General features: G+C 60.9%; 17 protein-coding genes and 1 pseudogene. 8 read left to right on the top strand and 10 right to left on the bottom strand.

The genetic code is table 11. From position 1 onward, the window contains the following. Positions 1-46 precede the first annotated feature (46 nt). The 5 genes from H045_RS03390 (at position 47) to H045_RS03410 (ending at position 6,305) form a co-directional block, all read left to right on the top strand. Positions 47-2,344: a beta-galactosidase gene (locus H045_RS03390; RefSeq protein ID WP_015371429.1), complete on the top strand. Its 2,298-nt coding sequence runs from the start codon at positions 47-49 to the stop codon at positions 2,342-2,344. Between the two features lie 82 nt (positions 2,345-2,426). Beyond that, positions 2,427-3,572: a serine hydrolase domain-containing protein gene (locus H045_RS03395; RefSeq protein ID WP_015371430.1), complete on the top strand. Its 1,146-nt coding sequence runs from the start codon at positions 2,427-2,429 to the stop codon at positions 3,570-3,572. Positions 3,573-3,712: 140 nt separating this feature from the next. Next, positions 3,713-4,900, top strand: coding sequence for an OmpA family protein (locus tag H045_RS03400; protein ID WP_041931430.1), 1,188 nt, complete (start codon positions 3,713-3,715; stop codon positions 4,898-4,900). Between the two features lie 27 nt (positions 4,901-4,927). Next, the gene (pdxH, locus tag H045_RS03405; RefSeq protein WP_015371432.1) at positions 4,928-5,575 is read left to right on the top strand and encodes a pyridoxamine 5'-phosphate oxidase; all 648 of its coding nucleotides are present in this window, start codon (positions 4,928-4,930) and stop codon (positions 5,573-5,575) included. 265 nt (positions 5,576-5,840) lie between these two features. Then, positions 5,841-6,305 carry an outer membrane lipoprotein gene (locus tag H045_RS03410; RefSeq protein WP_003231137.1) on the top strand — a complete coding sequence of 155 codons (465 nt, stop codon included), beginning with the start codon at positions 5,841-5,843 and terminating at the stop codon, positions 6,303-6,305. Between the two features lie 89 nt (positions 6,306-6,394). Here H045_RS03410 and H045_RS03415 read toward each other — a convergent pair whose 3' ends face one another. The 3 genes and pseudogenes from H045_RS03415 to nhaA all read right to left on the bottom strand — a co-directional run bounded on the left by H045_RS03415 (position 6,395) and on the right by nhaA (position 8,910). Next, on the bottom strand, positions 6,395-6,730 hold the full coding sequence (locus H045_RS03415; protein ID WP_015371433.1) for a hypothetical protein: 336 nt from the start codon (positions 6,728-6,730) through the stop codon (positions 6,395-6,397). Continuing rightward, positions 6,727-7,579: pseudogene (locus tag H045_RS24305) on the bottom strand (S-type pyocin domain-containing protein). Before H045_RS24305 ends, H045_RS03415 begins: the two are co-directional and overlap by 4 nt. A gap of 155 nt (positions 7,580-7,734) precedes the next feature. After that, positions 7,735-8,910: a Na+/H+ antiporter NhaA gene (gene nhaA / locus H045_RS03425; RefSeq protein ID WP_015371435.1), complete on the bottom strand. Its 1,176-nt coding sequence runs from the start codon at positions 8,908-8,910 to the stop codon at positions 7,735-7,737. A 217-nt stretch (positions 8,911-9,127) separates the two neighbouring features. Between nhaA and H045_RS03430 the strand changes: the two genes are divergently transcribed. Then, positions 9,128-10,222: a PLP-dependent cysteine synthase family protein gene (locus tag H045_RS03430; RefSeq protein ID WP_015371436.1), complete on the top strand. Its 1,095-nt coding sequence runs from the start codon at positions 9,128-9,130 to the stop codon at positions 10,220-10,222. Between the two features lie 229 nt (positions 10,223-10,451). Here H045_RS03430 and H045_RS03435 read toward each other — a convergent pair whose 3' ends face one another. Both H045_RS03435 and H045_RS03440 read right to left on the bottom strand, forming a co-directional pair. After that, positions 10,452-12,065 carry an NAD(P)/FAD-dependent oxidoreductase gene (locus H045_RS03435; protein WP_015371437.1) on the bottom strand — a complete coding sequence of 538 codons (1,614 nt, stop codon included), beginning with the start codon at positions 12,063-12,065 and terminating at the stop codon, positions 10,452-10,454. A gap of 106 nt (positions 12,066-12,171) precedes the next feature. Beyond that, positions 12,172-12,843 (bottom strand): COG3650 family protein, encoded by a 672-nt coding sequence (locus tag H045_RS03440; protein ID WP_015371438.1) that lies wholly within the window; start codon positions 12,841-12,843, stop codon positions 12,172-12,174. Between the two features lie 83 nt (positions 12,844-12,926). Here H045_RS03440 and H045_RS03445 point away from each other — a divergent pair, with 83 nt between their 5' ends. Further along, positions 12,927-13,388, top strand: a complete 462-nt coding sequence (locus H045_RS03445) for a hypothetical protein (protein WP_015371439.1) — start codon at positions 12,927-12,929, stop codon at positions 13,386-13,388. Here H045_RS03445 and H045_RS03450 read toward each other — a convergent pair. Next, complete coding sequence (locus tag H045_RS03450) at positions 13,373-13,972, bottom strand: short chain dehydrogenase (protein WP_015371440.1); 600 nt, start codon at positions 13,970-13,972, stop codon at positions 13,373-13,375. The genes H045_RS03445 and H045_RS03450 overlap by 16 nt on opposite strands. 111 nt (positions 13,973-14,083) lie before the next feature. Here H045_RS03450 and H045_RS03455 point away from each other — a divergent pair, with 111 nt between their 5' ends. Then, positions 14,084-14,992 (top strand): LysR family transcriptional regulator, encoded by a 909-nt coding sequence (locus tag H045_RS03455; protein WP_003231117.1) that lies wholly within the window; start codon positions 14,084-14,086, stop codon positions 14,990-14,992. On the opposite strand, the gene H045_RS03460 is transcribed toward H045_RS03455, so the two are convergent. The 4 genes from H045_RS03460 to bufA1 are packed head-to-tail and all read right to left on the bottom strand — an operon-like array spanning position 14,989 to position 17,406. Then, a complete protein-coding gene (locus H045_RS03460) occupies positions 14,989-15,474 on the bottom strand; it encodes a DoxX family protein (RefSeq protein WP_015371441.1) in 486 nt (161 codons plus the stop codon). The genes H045_RS03455 and H045_RS03460 overlap by 4 nt on opposite strands. Beyond that, entirely contained in the window at positions 15,471-16,226 is a 756-nt protein-coding gene (locus H045_RS03465; protein WP_015371442.1) for an HvfC/BufC N-terminal domain-containing protein, read from the bottom strand. Before H045_RS03465 ends, H045_RS03460 begins: the two co-directional genes overlap by 4 nt. Beyond that, on the bottom strand, positions 16,223-17,101 hold the full coding sequence (bufB, locus tag H045_RS03470; protein ID WP_032869888.1) for an MNIO family bufferin maturase: 879 nt from the start codon (positions 17,099-17,101) through the stop codon (positions 16,223-16,225). Before bufB ends, H045_RS03465 begins: the two co-directional genes overlap by 4 nt. A gap of 20 nt (positions 17,102-17,121) precedes the next feature. Continuing rightward, a complete protein-coding gene (gene bufA1 / locus H045_RS03475) occupies positions 17,122-17,406 on the bottom strand; it encodes a BufA1 family periplasmic bufferin-type metallophore (protein ID WP_003231109.1) in 285 nt (94 codons plus the stop codon). Between the last annotated feature and the right edge of the window lie 77 nt (positions 17,407-17,483).

Here is a 17,483-nt window from a genome sequence, read left to right on the forward strand (position 1 = left end):
GTATTTCATCAGGCCATTCACCGGCCGTCTGGAGAACCTTGCTCGTATGATTCGCACGCTGCCCGCTCTTTTTGCCCTGCTGTTTGCCGCGCCCTTGTTGGCCGCGCCGGCCGGGCAACAAACGCTGTTCAACTTCGTGCGCCCCGCCGATGTGGTCAACGTGGCGACCCATGACGCCAGCCTGCCGCAATACAACGCCGAGCAAACGGCCGAAGGCGAGGTGCTGCGCCGTATCACCTTCAGCCCTGCGGACGAGCCGAGCCTGGTGCTCAGCCCTCAGAGCGGCACCTGGGACTGGTCGCAGTCCGGTGCCATGAGCCTGCGCATCCAGAGCGCCATGGACTGGGCCTTGACCCTCTACGTCAAGGTGCAGAGCAGCGACGGCAAGACCCTGGTCAGCCGCATCGACCTGCCGGCCGGCCCGGCGCAGACCTTGCTGGTTCCGCTGCAGGCCAACTCGCCCTTGAGCCAGGGCATGAAGGCCGGCCCGCCGATGCCGATCAGTCTCGACGGTCAGCGCGTATTGCTCGCTGCCAGCAGCGGAGAAATCGACCGCAGCCAGGTGGTGTCGGTGACCTTGTCGATGCTCAAGCCCAATGCCGCCCAAAGTATTCTGCTGGAGCGCTTTGGCGTGCAGGATGTCGAACCGGCCATCAGGGCAGCGTACGGCGAACTGGTCGATGCCTATGGGCAGTCCACCCGTGCGCGCTGGCCGGAAAAGGTCAGCAGTGACGAGCAACTCAAGGCTGCCGCCGCCCGGGAGCAACAACAGCTCAAGGGCTGGCTGGCTGAGCGCGACAACTCCTCACTGGACACCTTCGGTGGCTGGAACAAGGGGCCGGCCTTCGAGGCCAGCGGTTTTTTCCGCACCGAGAAGCGCGACGGGCGCTGGTACCTGGTGACGCCGCAGGGTCATCCCTTCTACTCGCTGGGCGTCAACACCGTCGCCCCGGACAACAACCAGACCTACGTGGGCGGCCGCGAATGGATGTTCGCCGCGTTGCCCAAAGCCGGTGAACCCTTCGACAAATACTATGGCAGCAGTGACCATCGCACCGGCAACGGCTCAGGCGAAGGCCGCCACTTTGCCTCGGGCCGCTGGTACGATTTCTACGGTGCCAACCTGCAACGTACCTACGGCACCGAACATTTTGACCACCAGCGCTGGGTCAATCACACCCTCGACCGCCTGCAAGCCTGGGGTTTCAACACCGTCGGTAATTGGAGCGACGAGGGTCTGGCTGACGCCGAGCGCGTGCCTTACACCTTGCCGCTGTCGATCGTCGGCGATTACGCCAGCATCAGCACCGGCACCGACTGGTGGGGTGGCATGCCCGATCCGTTCGACCCGCGCTTCGCCATGGCCACCGAGCGCGCCGTGGCCATTGCGGCCCGCGACCATCGCGACGACCCCTGGCTGATCGGCTATTTTGCCGACAACGAACTGGCCTGGGCCGGTCCCGGTGATGACCCCAAATCCCGCTACGCCCTGGCCTACGGCACCTTGCGCATGACCACCGACGTCCCGGCCAAGCGCGCGTTCCTCAAGCAGCTGCGCGACAAGTACCGCAACGAAGAAGGCCTTTCCAAGGCGTGGGGTGTTCAACTGGCGGGTTGGGAATTGATGGAAGATCCGGGCTTTGAACCGCCGATGCCCAATCCTGAGCATCCGGAAATCGAGGCCGACTTCAAGTACTTCCAAAAGACCTTCGCCGATGCCTACTTCAAGACCATTTCCGATTCGCTGAAATGGCATGCGCCCAACCAGTTACTGCTGGGCGGGCGCTATGCGGTGAGCACGCCGGAGGCCGTGGCCTCGTGCGCGCAGTATTGCGATGTGCTGAGTTTCAACATGTATACGCTCAAGCCTCAGGACGGCTATGACTTCGCCGCGTTGCACGCGCTGGACAAGCCGGTGCTGATCACTGAATTCAACTTCGGCTCCGCCGACCGTGGCCCTTTCTGGGGCGGTGTGACGCAATTGGAACGGGAAGAGGACCGTAGTTCGGCGTATGCCACCTTCCTCAAGCAGGCCATGGCGGAACCGTCGATTGTTGGCGTGCACTGGTTTCAATACCTGGACCAGCCGGTGACCGGTCGCTTGCTGGATGGCGAAAACGGACACTTTGGGCTGGTGGGTATAACCGATGTGCCGTTCCAGGGCTTTGTCGACAACGTGCGCAAGAGCAACCTGGCGGCGGTCAAGCAACTGGGCAACGCGGCCGAACAAGCCAGTGCGGCCGGCGCGTTGCGTGAGCATGAAGGCGGCAAGGCCGGTCCGGCTGGCGAGGGTGCAGGGAAGGGCGCCGGGCACGCCGGTGGGCATTCCGGGAATGGCCATTGATTCCGCGCTGATGGGTTCACAAATCCTACAGGGGCTGGAACAATGTCCGCCACTTTTTACGGTGTTTTCCGAGGGGACTTCGGTGCAGGTTCAGGGTCATTACACGCTCCAGTTTGAAGCCGTGCGCGAAGCGTTTGCCGCGTTGTTCGATAACCCGCAGGAGCGTGGTGCCGGGCTCTGTATCCAGATCGGTGGCGAAACGGTGGTCGACCTGTGGGCCGGCACCGCCGACAAGGACGGGGCCGAGGCCTGGCACAGCGACACCCTCGTCAACCTGTTCTCCTGCACCAAGACCTTTACAGCGGTCACGGCCCTGCAACTGGTGGCCGAAGGCAAGCTGCAACTGGATGCGCCAGTGGCCAATTACTGGCCTGAATTTGCCGCCGCTGGAAAGCAAGCCGTCACCCTGCGCCAGTTGCTCTGCCATCAGGCCGGGTTGCCGGCAATCCGCGAGATGCTGCCTGCCGAGGCGCTCTATGACTGGCAACTGATGGTCGACACGCTGGCGGCCGAGGCTCCGTGGTGGATTCCGGGCCAGGGTCATGGCTATGAGGCGATTACCTATGGCTGGCTGGTCGGTGAGCTGCTGCGTCGCGCCGATGGGCGTGGGCCGGGGGAGTCCATCGTGGCGAGGGTTGCACGGCCATTGGGCCTGGACTTTCATGTGGGCCTGGCGGATGAAGAGTTTTATCGTGTTGCCCATATAGCGCGCAGTAAAGGCACTATGGGCGACGAGGCCGCACAACGTTTATTGCATGTAATGATGCGTGAACCGGCGGCCATGACAACGCGCGCATTTGCCAATCCGCCCTCCATTCTGACCAGCACTAATAAACCCGAGTGGCGACGCATGCAGCAGCCGGCGGCTAATGGTCACGGTAATGCGCGCAGTCTGGCGGGTTTTTATAGTGGCTTGCTCGACGGTAGTTTGCTGGAAGCCGACATGCTCGAAGAATTGACCCGTGAACACAGTATCGGGCCCGATAAAACATTATTGACTCAAACCCGCTTCGGCCTGGGCTGCATGCTGGATCAACCACAACTGCCCAACGCGACGTTCGGCCTTGGCCCGCGTGCGTTCGGGCATCCTGGCGCGGGTGGTTCGGTGGGATTTGCCGACCCGGAGCATGATGTTGCATTTGGTTTTGTGACTAATACATTGGGTCCCTACGTACTTATGGACCCACGTGCACAGAAGTTGGTCGGAATATTGGCCGATTGTCTGTAAACCGCTTGCCGTTTCACAATTTTTTGTTACAAATGCGACTATAAGAAGACGCTGACGGAATAATGTAATTTCAATGTTCTGTATGCGTCGGTTTAACGGGTCAGCCTGACCCTCGGTTTTTCTCATTGTGTGGATATCTCATGTTATCGAACAAGTCCTTGGCACTGGCGCTGTGCCTCACTATTACAGGTTGCGCGCAAACGCCACAAAATGATGCCGAAGGAGGGCACTGGTGGTCATTTGGATCTGACAAGGCTGCTACCATGGACGCAGTGACCCAAACCGACGCCAAGCCGGACGCCAAGCCAGCTGCGGGCGCCAAGCCAGCCGCTGCGGCTGCTGCCGCTGCTGCCGCACCGGCACCTGCCACCGCTGCCGCCCCTGCGCCAGCGGCTAAAGCCGACAGCGGCTTCAACTGGTGGCCATTCGGCTCAAAGCGCGCCGACGACAAGGCCGCTGCCGACAAGGCTGATCTGAAAGCCGACGTCAAAGCCGCCACCCCGGCTTCGGACGCTGCGCCTGCCGTCGCCAAGACCGACACCGAAACCCACTGGTGGTGGCCGTTCGAAAGCAAGCCAAAGCCATTGGCCAAGGTCGACGTCAGCAATGTGCAGATGCCTGACCCGAAAATTACCCAGGCCTGGCTGGACGACTATGAGCCACGCCTGCGTGAAGCGATCAAGGACAGCAACCTGCAGCTGGAACGTCGCGACAATGTACTGGTGGTGATTGCCCCGGTTGACGGCTCCTACAACCCCAAGCGTCCGGCCATGTTGCTGCCGGTGACTCTGGGCCCGTTCACTCGGGTGGCCAAGGCCGTTGAATCCGACCCAAAAACCGCCGTACTGGTGCTCGGTCACGTTGATGCCACCGGCACTGCCCCGGCGAGCCAGGCACTGACCAAGGAACGTGCACAGTCCATCGCGTCGATCTTCAGCCTCAGCGGCCTTAAGCAGGACCGCCTGATGCTGCGCGGCATGGGCGACCTGATGCCGCGTGCTGCCAACGACAGCAACCAGGGCCGTGCGCTGAACCGTCGCATGGAAATCATGTTCACGCAGCGTACAACCATGTTGGCACTGCTGAGCAAGTACAACTCGGGCAAGACCCCGCCTGTGGAAATGGTTGCCGTGCAGAATGTGCCTGCACCGGCACCGGTACCGGCTGCAAAAGCTGCGGCCAAGGCTCCGGCGAAAAAGGCTGCAACCAAAAAAGCCGCCGCCAAGCCAGCCGCCAAAAAGGCCCCGGCCAAACCGGCTGCGAAGAAAGCTGCTCCGGCCAAGGCCAAGACCGATGCGCCCGCTGCGGCTGATCAGGCGAAAAACTGAGTCGTTGAACCAGAAGGATAAAGCCGCATGACCCAGGCACTGGCCGATATGCGCCGTGATTACACACGGGACGGTTTGAATGAGGCTCAGGCCCCGAGCGAACCGTTTGCCTTGTTCCGCCAGTGGTTTGCCGATGCGGTGAGCACCGAGCAGGCACCGGTCGAGGCCAATGCCATGACGCTGGCCACGGTCGACCAGGACGGTCGCCCGCATTGCCGCATTCTGTTGCTCAAGGGCCTGGATGCACAGGGCTTTACCTTCTTCACCAACTATCAGAGTGCCAAGGGCGAGCAGCTTGCGGCGCGTCCGTTCGCCGCCATGACCTTTTTCTGGCCGACCCTGGAGCGCCAGGTGCGCATCGAGGGGCGGGTGGTCAAGGTCACTCCCGAAGAGTCGGATGCCTATTATGAGGTCCGCCCCCTTGGCAGCCGGCTGGGTGCCTGGGCGTCTCCGCAGAGCAAGGTCATTCGTGACCGTGAAGAACTGCAGGAACTGCTCAAGGCTACCGAACAGCGCTTCAGCGATACACAACCCCACTGCCCCGAGCACTGGGGAGGCTATCGCTTGCTGCCGGAGCGCATCGAGTTCTGGCAAGGCCGCTCCAGCCGCCTGCATGATCGGCTTAACTACCGCCTGCAGGGCACAGACTGGACACGCGAGCGCCTTGCGCCCTGAGTTTCACCTTTCGTCATGTCACTTGAATGATGCCTGCTGCGTTGGAGTCTTGACTCAACGGACTGCGGGCGTTTTCGGCTATGCGACTACACTGGTGGAGAGCGCTGTTGCAGTGTGATCCGTTGGGAGCGGAAAACCGTTCGTCGAGTTTTCGGGTGATGGCAGTCTGTACTCTGGCTGAATGAAAGCAATTTTCTGCCGTTCGTGCCGTGACAGGCGGCAAGTGGCAGCGTCTAATGAATACCTGTCCTTTGGAGTTGATGCTATGCGTAAGTCCGTTTTACTGGTTGCCTGCTTTACCACCCTGTCCTTATTGCTGGGTGGCTGCGCCTCGAGTCTGACCGGCGACTCGTACTCCCGTGACGAAGCACGTCGTGTGCAGACCGTTCGCATGGGCACCATCGAATCCCTGCGTCCGGTGAAAATCGAAGGCACCAAAACCCCAATCGGCGGCGCTGCAGGCGCAGTCATTGGCGGCGTGGGCGGCAGCGCCATCGGTGGTGGCCGTGGCAGCATTGTCACCGCCGTCATCGGCGCCGTCGCCGGCGGCCTGCTGGGTTCGGCCACCGAAGAAGGCCTGACCCGCACCCAGGGCGTGGAAATTACCGTTCGCGAAGACGACGGCAGCACCCGCGCTTATGTACAGGCCGTGCAGGAAAATGAAATCTTCCGCATCGGTGACCGCGTGCGCATCATGACGGTTGATGGCACCAGCCGCGTTACGCGCTAAACGCAGGTCGTGGAAACATAAACCCCAACCGGGTGACCGGTTGGGGTTTTTTCGTTTCTGATGCTTTTCGCGGCGTTTATTTTCGGGCGTCAGGTAAACATCTCTATGTCATCCATCGCATCATTCACGGATGCGGATAAGGCGGTGCCCCTTCTTCTTGCTTGTTCGAACGCCGGGATGATTTTCGTCATATCTATCTCTCCGAATCGACGTGCGATGTGACCTATAGCTACGATAGCTGCTGCTGCGATGTCATCGTCAGGGTGCCCGATAAACTGAAGGCATGTGTTTTGTGCCCACGCGCCGTCCATTTCATTCAGCCCAATTGAGATTAATGCCTCTGTTACCTTGCTTCTATCTGTCGTTGCTAAATAACGTACTGCTTCATCGTGATCCAATAATGGGTCGTGGTATCGCATAGTCATTTGGTATCTCCCAATATTTTTCCCTTGCGGTTGGTCTTTCCGGCTTTGATTAAGGCGTTTTTCATCTCTTGCCGTAAGCCACTCCAAGGCCTTACGTGCGCGTGATAGGAGCCTTCAGCTGTGCGATCTATCACCACAAACTCCTTGGTGTGGGGATCAATTGCTATACGTCTACGCGAGTTGGGTGGATTTACTTCTATCGACTCATTGAGTGAATCCAATCCGTTTTCAGGCCTTTTACTTTTAACTGAGTTTCCCTTCTTGCTGTGATAAGGCGCGTCCTCATACTTCCAGCTTACGACGATATACAGGGGCCTGACCCCGGAGTCGGCGGGGAAGACGAGAATGAAGTCCCTGTACTCAGGCGGGTAAATCGGGTCGACAATAATCGTCGCGGCTTTTTCGGTCGGCGGATATACCCATATGTGCGGTGCCGCCTAGTGCCAATGCCCCCAGCCCGGCAGGTATTGCCGCGCCGCTGACTTTTCGCAAGGGCAAACGGCCAGTGGCGTCAGCTTCCAGCGCTCCCAGCAGCACGTACCCGCCGTAATCCTTGAGTTGATCCAGAGGCACATAACCGGTCGGATCGTGGTAATCGATGAGTGCGTCCGGCAAGTTGCATGACTTGGCAAATACGCAACCCACCTTGGGGGCCTGAGGCGGTGGTGGCTTCACCCGAAAATACGCTTCTTCAGCAATCTGCCGGTCGATCATTTCTCCATGAGCGCGTTGCTGGATGGCCGTCCGGGCCGCTAACTGAGCTTCACTCATGGGCTCAAGTCGTCGATACCCGCCGGTCCCGGTGCCGTAGGATCGCCAGACTTGAACTACGTCCTTGTTGCTTGCCATTGTGCCCTCCTGGCGCGGTGCTTAACGAGATCCGGCGTAGAGGCCGGGTGCTGACGTTAGAGCAAGCCGAGGAGGGTGGATGCAAGGAAGGAACTGCGAAAGAAGAAGGCATTGGATGAAGCAGGAGCCGGCTCACCGGCTCCTGCTAATAAGGGTCAGGCCTTCTTGCGACTTGCCAGCGCCGTCACGCCATAACCAATACACGCGGCCAGTATTGACCCGGTGAGGATCCCCATTCGATCCTCCCCGGCAAACTCGCTCGCGCCCGGTACAAATGCCAGAGAGCCGACAAAGAGGCTCATGGTGAAGCCGATGCCGCACAGGATCGCCACGCCAAAGACCTGGCCCCAGTTGGCACCGGCGGGCAGGGCGGCGATGCCGGTCTTGATGGCCAGCCAGGTGAGGCCGAAGACGCCGACAGTCTTGCCGATCAGCAAGCCGGCCGCGATGCCCATGGGGACGTGGTGGGTGAAGCTTTCCAGGCTCACGCCGGTGAGGGATACGCCGGCGTTGGCGAACGCGAACAGCGGCAGTATGCCGTAGGCCACCCAGGGGTGCAGGGCGTGTTCGAGGGTGAGCAGCGGTGAGGGTTCGGCGTTCCGGGTGCGCATCGGGATGCAGAACGCCAGGGTCACGCCCGCCAGTGTGGCGTGCACGCCGCTCTTGAGCACACAGATCCACAGGATCAAACCGATGATCAGGTAAGGCGCAAGCTTGACTACGCCCAGCCGATTCATCGCGATCAGGGCCACGAGGCAGGCGGCCGCACCGGCCAGGGCAGCGCTGGACAGCTCGGCCGAATAGAACAATGCGATGACGATAATTGCCCCCAGGTCATCGATGATGGCCAGGGTCATCAGAAACAGTTTCAGCGACACCGGCACGCGCTTGCCCAGCAGCGCCAGCACGCCCAGTGCGAAGGCAATGTCGGTGGCCATGGGGATCGCCCAGCCGGAAAGCGCGGCGGGGTAGTCCTTGTTGATCGCCCAGTAGATCATCGCCGGCACCACCATGCCGCCAATGGCGGCTGCACCCGGCAGCACCACTTGGGACGGTTTGGATAGGTGGCCATCAAGCAGTTCGCGCTTGACCTCCAGCCCGATCAGCAAAAAGAACAGCGCCATCAGGCCGTCGTTGATCCACAACAGGGCCGGTTTGGCGATTTTCAGCGCACCGATCTGCGCCACCACCGGTACATCGAGAAACGCGGTGTACAGGTGCGACAACGGTGAGTTGTTGACAATCAACGCCAACGCGGCGGCCGCGATCAGCAACAGGCCGCTGGCGGCTTCCAACTGGAAGAAACGGGTAAACGAGCTACGCAGAGGCAAGGGGAGGCTCTCCAATCCAGAGTCAATAGGCGGCTACCCTAACCCGTACCGTTAGTTGTTAAAACAAAAGTTATATTCTTATTTGTTATAAGCGAGGGGCTAAGTCAGGCTCGCACTTGAGCCTAGCAATTGTGTGTCCAATTGAGTCGTCACTGTATCTGTGTGATACGTAGGAAACCCCCTAATATCAAGGCTGACATCCTGTGAGAGTCTCCTGATGAGCGACAACCGTACCTGGGCCCGCGAAGCTATTCGTATCATTGAAGCGGACTTCCAGCGCAGCGCCGACACGCACCTGATCCCTCTGCCATTACCTGGCCTGCCGGGTATCGAGTTGTACTTCAAGGATGAGTCCAGCCACCCCACGGGCAGCCTCAAACACCGGCTGGCGCGTTCACTGTTTCTGTATGCGCTGTGCAACGGCTGGCTCAAGCCTGGCGCCCCGGTGATCGAGGCGTCCAGCGGTTCGACCGCAGTGTCGGAGGCCTATTTTGCGCGCCTGCTCGGGCTGCCGTTTATTGCGGTGATGCCCAGCACAACATCGCGGGAAAAGATTGCCCAGATTGCCTTTTATGGTGGCCAGAGCCATCTGGTAGACGATCCGATGCAGATCTATACCGAGTCCGAACGGCTGGCGCAGGAAAGCGGCGGGCACTTCATGGACCAGTTCACTTTCGCCGAGCGGGCTACCGACTGGCGTGCCAACAACAACATCGCCGAATCGATTTTCCAGCAGATGCGCTTTGAGCAACACCCGGAGCCGAGCTGGTTGATTTCCAGCCCCGGCACCGGTGGCACCACCGCGACCCTGGGGCGTTACGTGCGTTATCGCCAGCATTGCACCCGGGTGTTGTGCGCCGATGCCGAGCGTTCAGTATTTTTCGACTATTACCTGAGCGGCGATGCGGGCTTGCGCCTGGACTGCGGTTCACGGATCGAAGGCATCGGCCGGCCAAGGGTCGAAGCGTCGTTTCTGCCCAACGTGATTGATGCGATGGTCAAGGTGCCAGACGCGCTGTCGCTGGCGGCCATGCACTACCTGGCGGGGCGGCTTGGGCGCCGCGTGGGCGGGTCCAGCGGGACTAACCTGGTTGGCGCACTGATGGCCGCGCAGCAGATGAAAGCGGCGGGAGAGTCGGGCTCGATCGTGGCTATTTTATGTGATGGTGGCGAGCGTTACGCCACAACCTATTACGACGAGACTTGGTTGGCGGCCCAGGGGTATGCGCTGGAAGGTCTGATCGCGATGGTGGCGGCCAGTGTGGAACAGGGCGAGCCGTTACCGGACAGCATTCGGCGCGCCAATGTCTGACACCATCCCACAATCTGCGCAGGCAACTACATCCCTGTGGCGAGCGCGCTTGTTGTGGCGAGCAGGCTTGCCCTGCGTTGGGGTGCGCAGCAGCCCCAAACCAGGCGCTGAGCCGTATCAGGTACACAGCGTTTTGCTGGATTGGGGGCGCTTCGCACCCCAACGCGGGGCAAGCCCGCTCGCCACAGCAAGCCCGCCTGCCACAACAAGCCCGCTCACCACAACACAGTCAGGCCTCGATACCCAAGATATCCCGCGCCAGCGCCTCGGCAATCCGAATCCCGTCAACGCCCGCCGACAGGATGCCGCCGGCATAACCGGCACCTTCGCCGGCAGGGAACAGGCCTTTCACATTCAGGCTTTGCAGCGAATCGTCACGGGTAATGCGCAGTGGCGAAGAGGTGCGCGTTTCGATCCCGGTCAGCACGGCATCGTGCAGCGAATAGCCCTTGATCTGCTTTTCAAACGCCGGCAACGCTTCGCGAATGGCCTCGATGGCAAACTCAGGCAGGGCCAGGGCCAGATCGCCCAGCGATACGCCGGGTTTGTAGGACGGTTCCACGCTGCCGATGGCGGTAGACGGTCTGCCCGCGATGAAGTCGCCCACCAATTGCGCCGGTGCTTCGTAGTTGCTGCCGCCGAGCACATAGGCATGGGATTCCAGGCGCTCCTGCAACTCGATGCCCGCCAGCGGGCCACCCGGGTAATCCACGTCCGGCGTGATGCCGACCACAATGCCGGAGTTGGCGTTGCGCTCGTTACGCGAGTATTGGCTCATGCCGTTGGTGACCACGCGATTGGGCTCGGAAGTGGCCGCAACCACCGTGCCACCTGGGCACATGCAGAAGCTGTAGACCGAACGGCCGTTTTTGGCGTGGTACACCAGCTTGTAGTCGGCGGCACCGAGTTTCGGGTGCCCGGCGTACTTGCCCAGGCGCGCGGCATCGATCAGCGATTGCGGGTGTTCGATCCGAAAGCCCACAGAGAACGGCTTGGCTTCCATGAACACGCCACGGCCATGCAGCATGCGGAACGTGTCGCGGGCGCTGTGGCCCAGGGCGAGGATCACATGCTTTGAGAGGATCTGCTCGCCGCCGTCAATGACCACGCCGTGCAACTGACCGTCGTCGATCAGCACGTCGGTCACGCGCTGCTCGAAACGCACTTCACCGCCCAGCGCAATGATCTGCTGGCGCATGTTTTCCACCACGCCGGTCAGGCGAAAGGTGCCGATATGCGGTTTGCTGACGTACAGGATTTCTTCCGGAGCGCCGGCCTTGACGAATTCGTGCAGAACCTTGCGGCCGAGGAATTTCGGGTCCTTGATCTGGCTGTAGAGCTTGCCGTCGGAAAAGGTGCCAGCGCCGCCTTCGCCAAACTGCACGTTGGACTCGGGGTTGAGCACGTTTTTGCGCCACAGGCCCCAGGTGTCCTTGGTGCGCTGGCGCACTTCCTTGCCGCGCTCGAGGATGATCGGCTTGAAGCCCATCTGCGCCAGCAACAGACCGGCAAAAATGCCGCACGGGCCAAAGCCGACCACAACCGGCCGCTCGGTCAAACCCTGCGGCGCCTGGCCCACCACCTTGTAGCTGATGTCCGGTGCCGGGTTGACGTTGCGGTCATCGGCAAACTTGAGCAGCAGGGCGGCTTCGCCCACCACGTTCAGGTCGATGGTGTAGATGAAGCACAGCTCCGAGGTTTTCTTGCGGGCATCGTAGCTGCGCTTGAACAGGGTGAAATCGAGCAGGTCATCACTGGCAATCCCCAGGCGCTGCACGATGGCGGGCCGCAGGTCTTCTTCGGGATGGTCGATGGGCAGCTTGAGTTCGGTGATTCGTAACATGACAGGATCCGGTAGGCGGCGGGCAAACAGGCCGGCTGTTTTGCAAACCGGCGATTATAAGCCCCAACCACGGTTTCCCGTCATGCTAAAACAGCGCAGGGGCCAATCAGTCGTCCCGCGAACCACCGAAAGCGGCGCAGCCACGCTGGACTTGACCGTTGATCCGCAATTCGGCGGTCATGTGTTGCAGGCTGCCGCTGACCGGGTCGACGCAGCGTTGCGGGGCCACCCACAATTCGATGTGCTGGTTATTGGCCTCGGTCATCAGGTTGAAACGGCCATCACCCAGTTGCTCTTCAACATAGGGCACCGGCAGCGGCGGCTGGCCTTCGCGTTCCAGCACCATGCCCTTGGCGGTGACGTTGAGTGCCCAGGCCGGCTTGTGGCCATTGGCGCGCAGGATCATGCGCTTGAAATCAGGGTCATCGCAGGCCGAGGTTGAACGCTCGACGCGGTACAGCTGTTGCAGCTCGACCTCGCCCTGAGTGCCGGTGGCCACCCCGGAAAATTTGCCACGCAAGTCGGCAAACAGGGCGCCTTGCTGGCCGGCGAGCGACGCGGCCTCCTGCAGGATGCTGGTGCCGCCGGTGTCCTTGACCATGTAGTTACGCTGGTCGCGACATGGCTGGAACAACAGCTTGCCGCCCACCGCCGTGAGTTCGCCTTGCATACGGGTCATCCCGACGGTGGACGGTTTGGCAGGCTCTCTCTCGAACATCTGGCAGGCAGCGAACAGGGGAAGCAAGGCACACAGAGCAAGGGTACGGGCGGCACGCATTTTCGGGTCTCCTGACAAGTGCCGCCACGTTACGCAGACTGGCGGTGCATCACAAGTGCGGCACACCCTATGGGAAATGGCGCATGGAGGATTCGGACGCGTCCTATCGTCTAGAGTTAGAAAATCGTGGGAGCGTCGGCATCTTTTTTGAAGCGGATACGGCAATGAACATCAAATTGAGCCTCGGTATTGTTCTGCTTTGGGCAAGTGTCGCCGGGGCGGATGAGCCCGCGCGGCTTGTCTTTTCTTCAGTGACGGATTTCACGGACGTTTCGCTCCAGCTTAAAAAGGCCGGAGGCCCTGATCCGGCCAATGTGGAAGTGACTGTCACGTTGAGTCCCGACGCCAGTGCACGGGCAAGGTCCACCACATTGCTGGCTTACCAGAAATACGTGAGGCTTCAGGTGGACGGTTATCAGATCAGCACGTCCAGGGTTCACAGCGTGTTGGGCGCAGAACTCAGGTTTTTGGCTCCCCGCGCACTGGCAATTGAGTGGATGACTCGATTTTCAGGTAACACCCCTGAGTCTCAGCCCACGATGTAGGTCTGACCCGTCTGCAAGCCTTCCACGCTCTTGGCGTAGGCCAACGCCACATCGGCAGCGCTGACCGGCTTGTAACCGCGAAAATACGGCGCGTAGCTGTCCATGGCTTCCAGCAATACCGTCGGGCTGACCGAGTTGATGCGCAGACCCCGTGGCAACTCGATTGCCGCCGCTTTCACAAACGCATCAAGCGCGCCATTGACCAGCGCAGCCGAGGCGCCGGTGCGGATCGGGTCGCGGTTGAGGATGCCGCTGGTGAAGGTGAACGAGGCGCCGTCGTTGGCGTATTCACGACCGATCAGCAGCAGATTGACCTGGCCCATCAATTTGTCGCGCAGGCCCAGGTCAAAATCGCTGTCGCGCATGTCGCCCAGCGCGACAAAATTCACGCTGCCGGCCGCGCAGATCAGTGCGTCGAACTTGCCGGTTTGTTCAAACAGCCGACGGATCGAGGCGCTGTCGCTGATATTAGCCTGGAAGTCGCCACTGTCGCGGCCGATGCTGATCACTTCGTGGCGTTGCGCTAACTCTGCCTTGACCGCCGAGCCGATTGTGCCGCTGGCGCCTATCAATAGGATTTTCATCGCGCTGTTCCTCTGAGTCGAAATAAACGTTGGGAAGCTCAGTCTAGGCTGGCTTTGGAGGCGGATAAACGCGCTAATAGGCAACCTTTGGTTTTCAATTGGAAACAATCCATGAGCGAGATGGATGATCTGGCGGCCTTTGCCGTGTTGATCGAAGCGGGCAGTTTTACCGTGGCGGCTGCGCGTCTGGGCTGTAGCAAGGGGCAGTTGTCAAAGCGCATCAGCCAGTTGGAAGCACAGTTTGATGTGGTGCTGCTGCACCGTACCACGCGCAAACTGAGCCTCACCGCCGCAGGTGTAGCCTTGTTGCCCCAGGCGCAGGCGTTGGTGGTGCAGATGGAATGCGCGCGTCAGGCATTGGCGCGGCTCAAGGACGATGTGGCCGGGCCGGTGCGCATGACGGTTCCGGTTTCATTGGGTGAAACCTTCTTCGACGGCCTGTTGCTGGACTTTTCCAGGCAATACCCGCAGGTGCAGGTCGAGTTGGAGCTTAACAACAGCTACCGCGATCTGGCGCGGGACGGGTTTGACCTGGGGGTGCGCGCGGGCGACATCGAACATGAGCGGCTCGTGGCCAGGCCCTTGCTGGCCTGGCACGAGATGACCTGCGCCAGCCCCGCCTACCTCGAACAGCACGGTGAACCGCAGACCCCGGCGGATCTGGCCGCCCACACCTGTTTGCTGAACAGCCACTACCGCGGCCGCGAGGAGTGGCTGTACCACCAGCAGCACGAATTATTGCGGGTGCGCGTGAGCGGCACGTTTGCCTCCAACCATTACAACCTGCTGAAGAAGGCCGCGCTGGTCGGCGCCGGTATCGCCCGTCTGCCGTCCTACGCCTTGCCAACGGAACTGGCTGACGGACGACTGCGCTGGCTCCTGCGTGATTATCAGACGCGGAGCATGCCGATGTACCTGGTTCACCCTTACCAGGGCGGCTTGCCACGACGCACCCAGGTATTGGCCGATTATCTCGTGGACTGGTTCAGGCGCAGTGGCGAGGTGTTGAATCGCCTTTAACGGCAGCGATGGGCGATCAAGTGATCGATGGAGAGCCAGCCCGGGCCCTTGGCAACCAGCAGCAACAACACTGCGATCCAGGTGCCGTGGGTGGGGTAGGCGTCGGGGTAGACGAACAATTGAATGGTCAGCGTCATCCCGATCAGCGCCAGGGCCGAAAAGCGCGTGGCTAGCCCCACCAGAATCAATGCGGGGAAGAAGTGCTCGGCAAAGGCCGCCATATAGGCGGCCACTTCCGGCGACAGCAGAGGCACCGCATATTCACTGCGAAACAGCGGTACGGTGGAAGCGGCCAGTTTGGGCATGCCCAGTTCGAAGGTGCCGCTGATCAGGTCGATGGCAAAGCCTTCGACCTTGGTTTGCCCGGACTTCCAGAACACTGCCGCGATCGAGAAACGCGCGAGGAACGCGAGCAGGCTGTAGGGGATTTTTTCGAACAGGGCAATGGCCCGGTTTACCTGGCAGGGTGCAGACGTGTTCATGGCGATACCTTCTGTTCCAGATGAGTGATGGCGTCGTGGCTGATCAGCAGCCCGAGGCATTGATGCAGGTCGAATTCGCTTGAGGCTTCGAGGGCATGTTCCACGGCCGTTTCAAGCGCCTCGCTTCGGCCAAGGCTGTTGATAAAGGCCACCGAACCGCTGTCGATACCGAAGACCTTGACCGCCAGCCCATGGCGCAGCACGAGTGCGCCTTGCGCTTGCCAGGGGTTTACGCTGGCGATGGCGCCCTCGGTCTGGTGGGCGGCCCATATCGTCACGGTCGCGTAGGGCGAGTGCAGCGTGGCGACGCACGGGTGCAGGTGCAGGCGCGACTGGCCGTTCAGTTGCTCGAGAACGCGTGGTTGATCCAGCGCCGGGATGTCAGCTGCGTGATAGGCGCGCACGCGCAGGCGCTCCAGTCTCGCGACATCCGCCAGATAGGGCACGCTCTGGGCCGGCTCGAATGCCTGGATAAAGTCGGCCAGCGTGCTGCCGTACTCGCTGAGCAACGGGCTTTCGGGCGGGTATGCCTGCACGTAGAGGCCGGCCATGGCATGGAAGAATTCATCGCCGACCAACTGCCGCGTCACCGGGTAACTGGTCGCCAGCGCATTGATCAACGCGCTGTGCACATTATTGCGATACACCGCAAAACGGCTGGCCGGGTCGGCGCCGTTGCTGCTGAACACACCCTCGGGGCAGCTCGGTTCGTGAGCGAGCAGGGCCGCGCAGAACGCGTGCTGGGTACTCATGCCATCACCTGCAACAAGTGCCGTTCGGCCTGTTGCGCCTCGGCCTGCAGCACGCTGAAGGCTGGTACCTGGTTATCGCGCTCGATCAACGTTGCGACCGGGCCCGTGCGCGCCAGGACCTGCTCGTACAACTGCCACACCGCGTTATCGATGGGCGCGCCGTGATCATCGATCAGCAGCCGGTCGCCGAGGCTGTCAGAGTCTTCGGCAAAACCGGCCAGATGAATCTCGCCCACTGCATGCAGGGGGAGCGCGTTGATATAAGCCAGCGGGTCGCGTTGGTGATTGATGCAAGACACGTAGACATTGTTGACGTCCAGCAGCAGGCCGCAACCGGTGCGGCGGATGATCTCGCTGATGAAGTCGGTCTCGTCCAGGGTGGAACGTTGGAACAACAGGTAGGTCGACGGGTTTTCCAGCAGCATTGGCCGCTTGAGCGTGCTTTGTACCTGATCGATGTGCGCGCACACCCGGTTCAGGGTAGTGGCGTCGTAAGCCAGGGGCAGCAAGTCATTGAGGAATACCGGGCCATGGCTGGACCAGGCCAGGTGTTCGGAAAAGGCCTGGGGTTGATAGCGTTCGATCAGCGTGGCCAGGCGAGCCAGGTGCGCGCCATTGAGCGGGCCTTCGCCGCCGATGGACAGGCCTACGCCATGCAGCGACAGGGGATACTGCTCGCGAATCAAACCCAGGTAGTGATGAAAAGGCCCGCCGGCCACCATGAAGTTTTCGGCGTGCACTTCAAAAAATCCGAGGTCAGGACGGGTTTCGAGTACTTCAATGAAGTGCTCGCTTTTCAGTCCCAGCCCGGCCCGCAAGGGGAGGCCGGGCACCTGAGCCGGTGAGACCCTGTGGTGGGGTAAATGCGTCATCATCGGCACTCGGTTGGCGGGGATCAGGATTTGGCGGTAAAGGCCTTTTCCTGGCCGAAGCCGGTTGGCGATGTGGTGCTGGGGAGTTGGCCGCAGGTGCCGGCTGGGACCAGTTTCCAGGCGTTGGCCTGGTCCTTGGTTTTGGAGGTGCCGGCGCAGGTTGTGCCGGCGCCTGCGCTGCAATCGTTCTTGCCGGCTTCAGCAACGCCGAAGCATTTCTGCATGTCGTCGGCGGCAAAGGCAGGGGCGGTGAGGGCGGACAGGCTCAGAGCCAGGATAAGAGAGGTGGCAGACAGTTTTGTGGTCATGGTGTGACTCCAGCAGTGGGTTGAAGTAGCAGGCTCGATTGCCTGCCTGCACCACTAGAGGCAGTAGGGGGATATTC

It is taken from the genome of Pseudomonas poae RE*1-1-14, from assembly GCF_000336465.1.
Classification (GTDB): domain Bacteria; phylum Pseudomonadota; class Gammaproteobacteria; order Pseudomonadales; family Pseudomonadaceae; genus Aquipseudomonas; species Aquipseudomonas poae.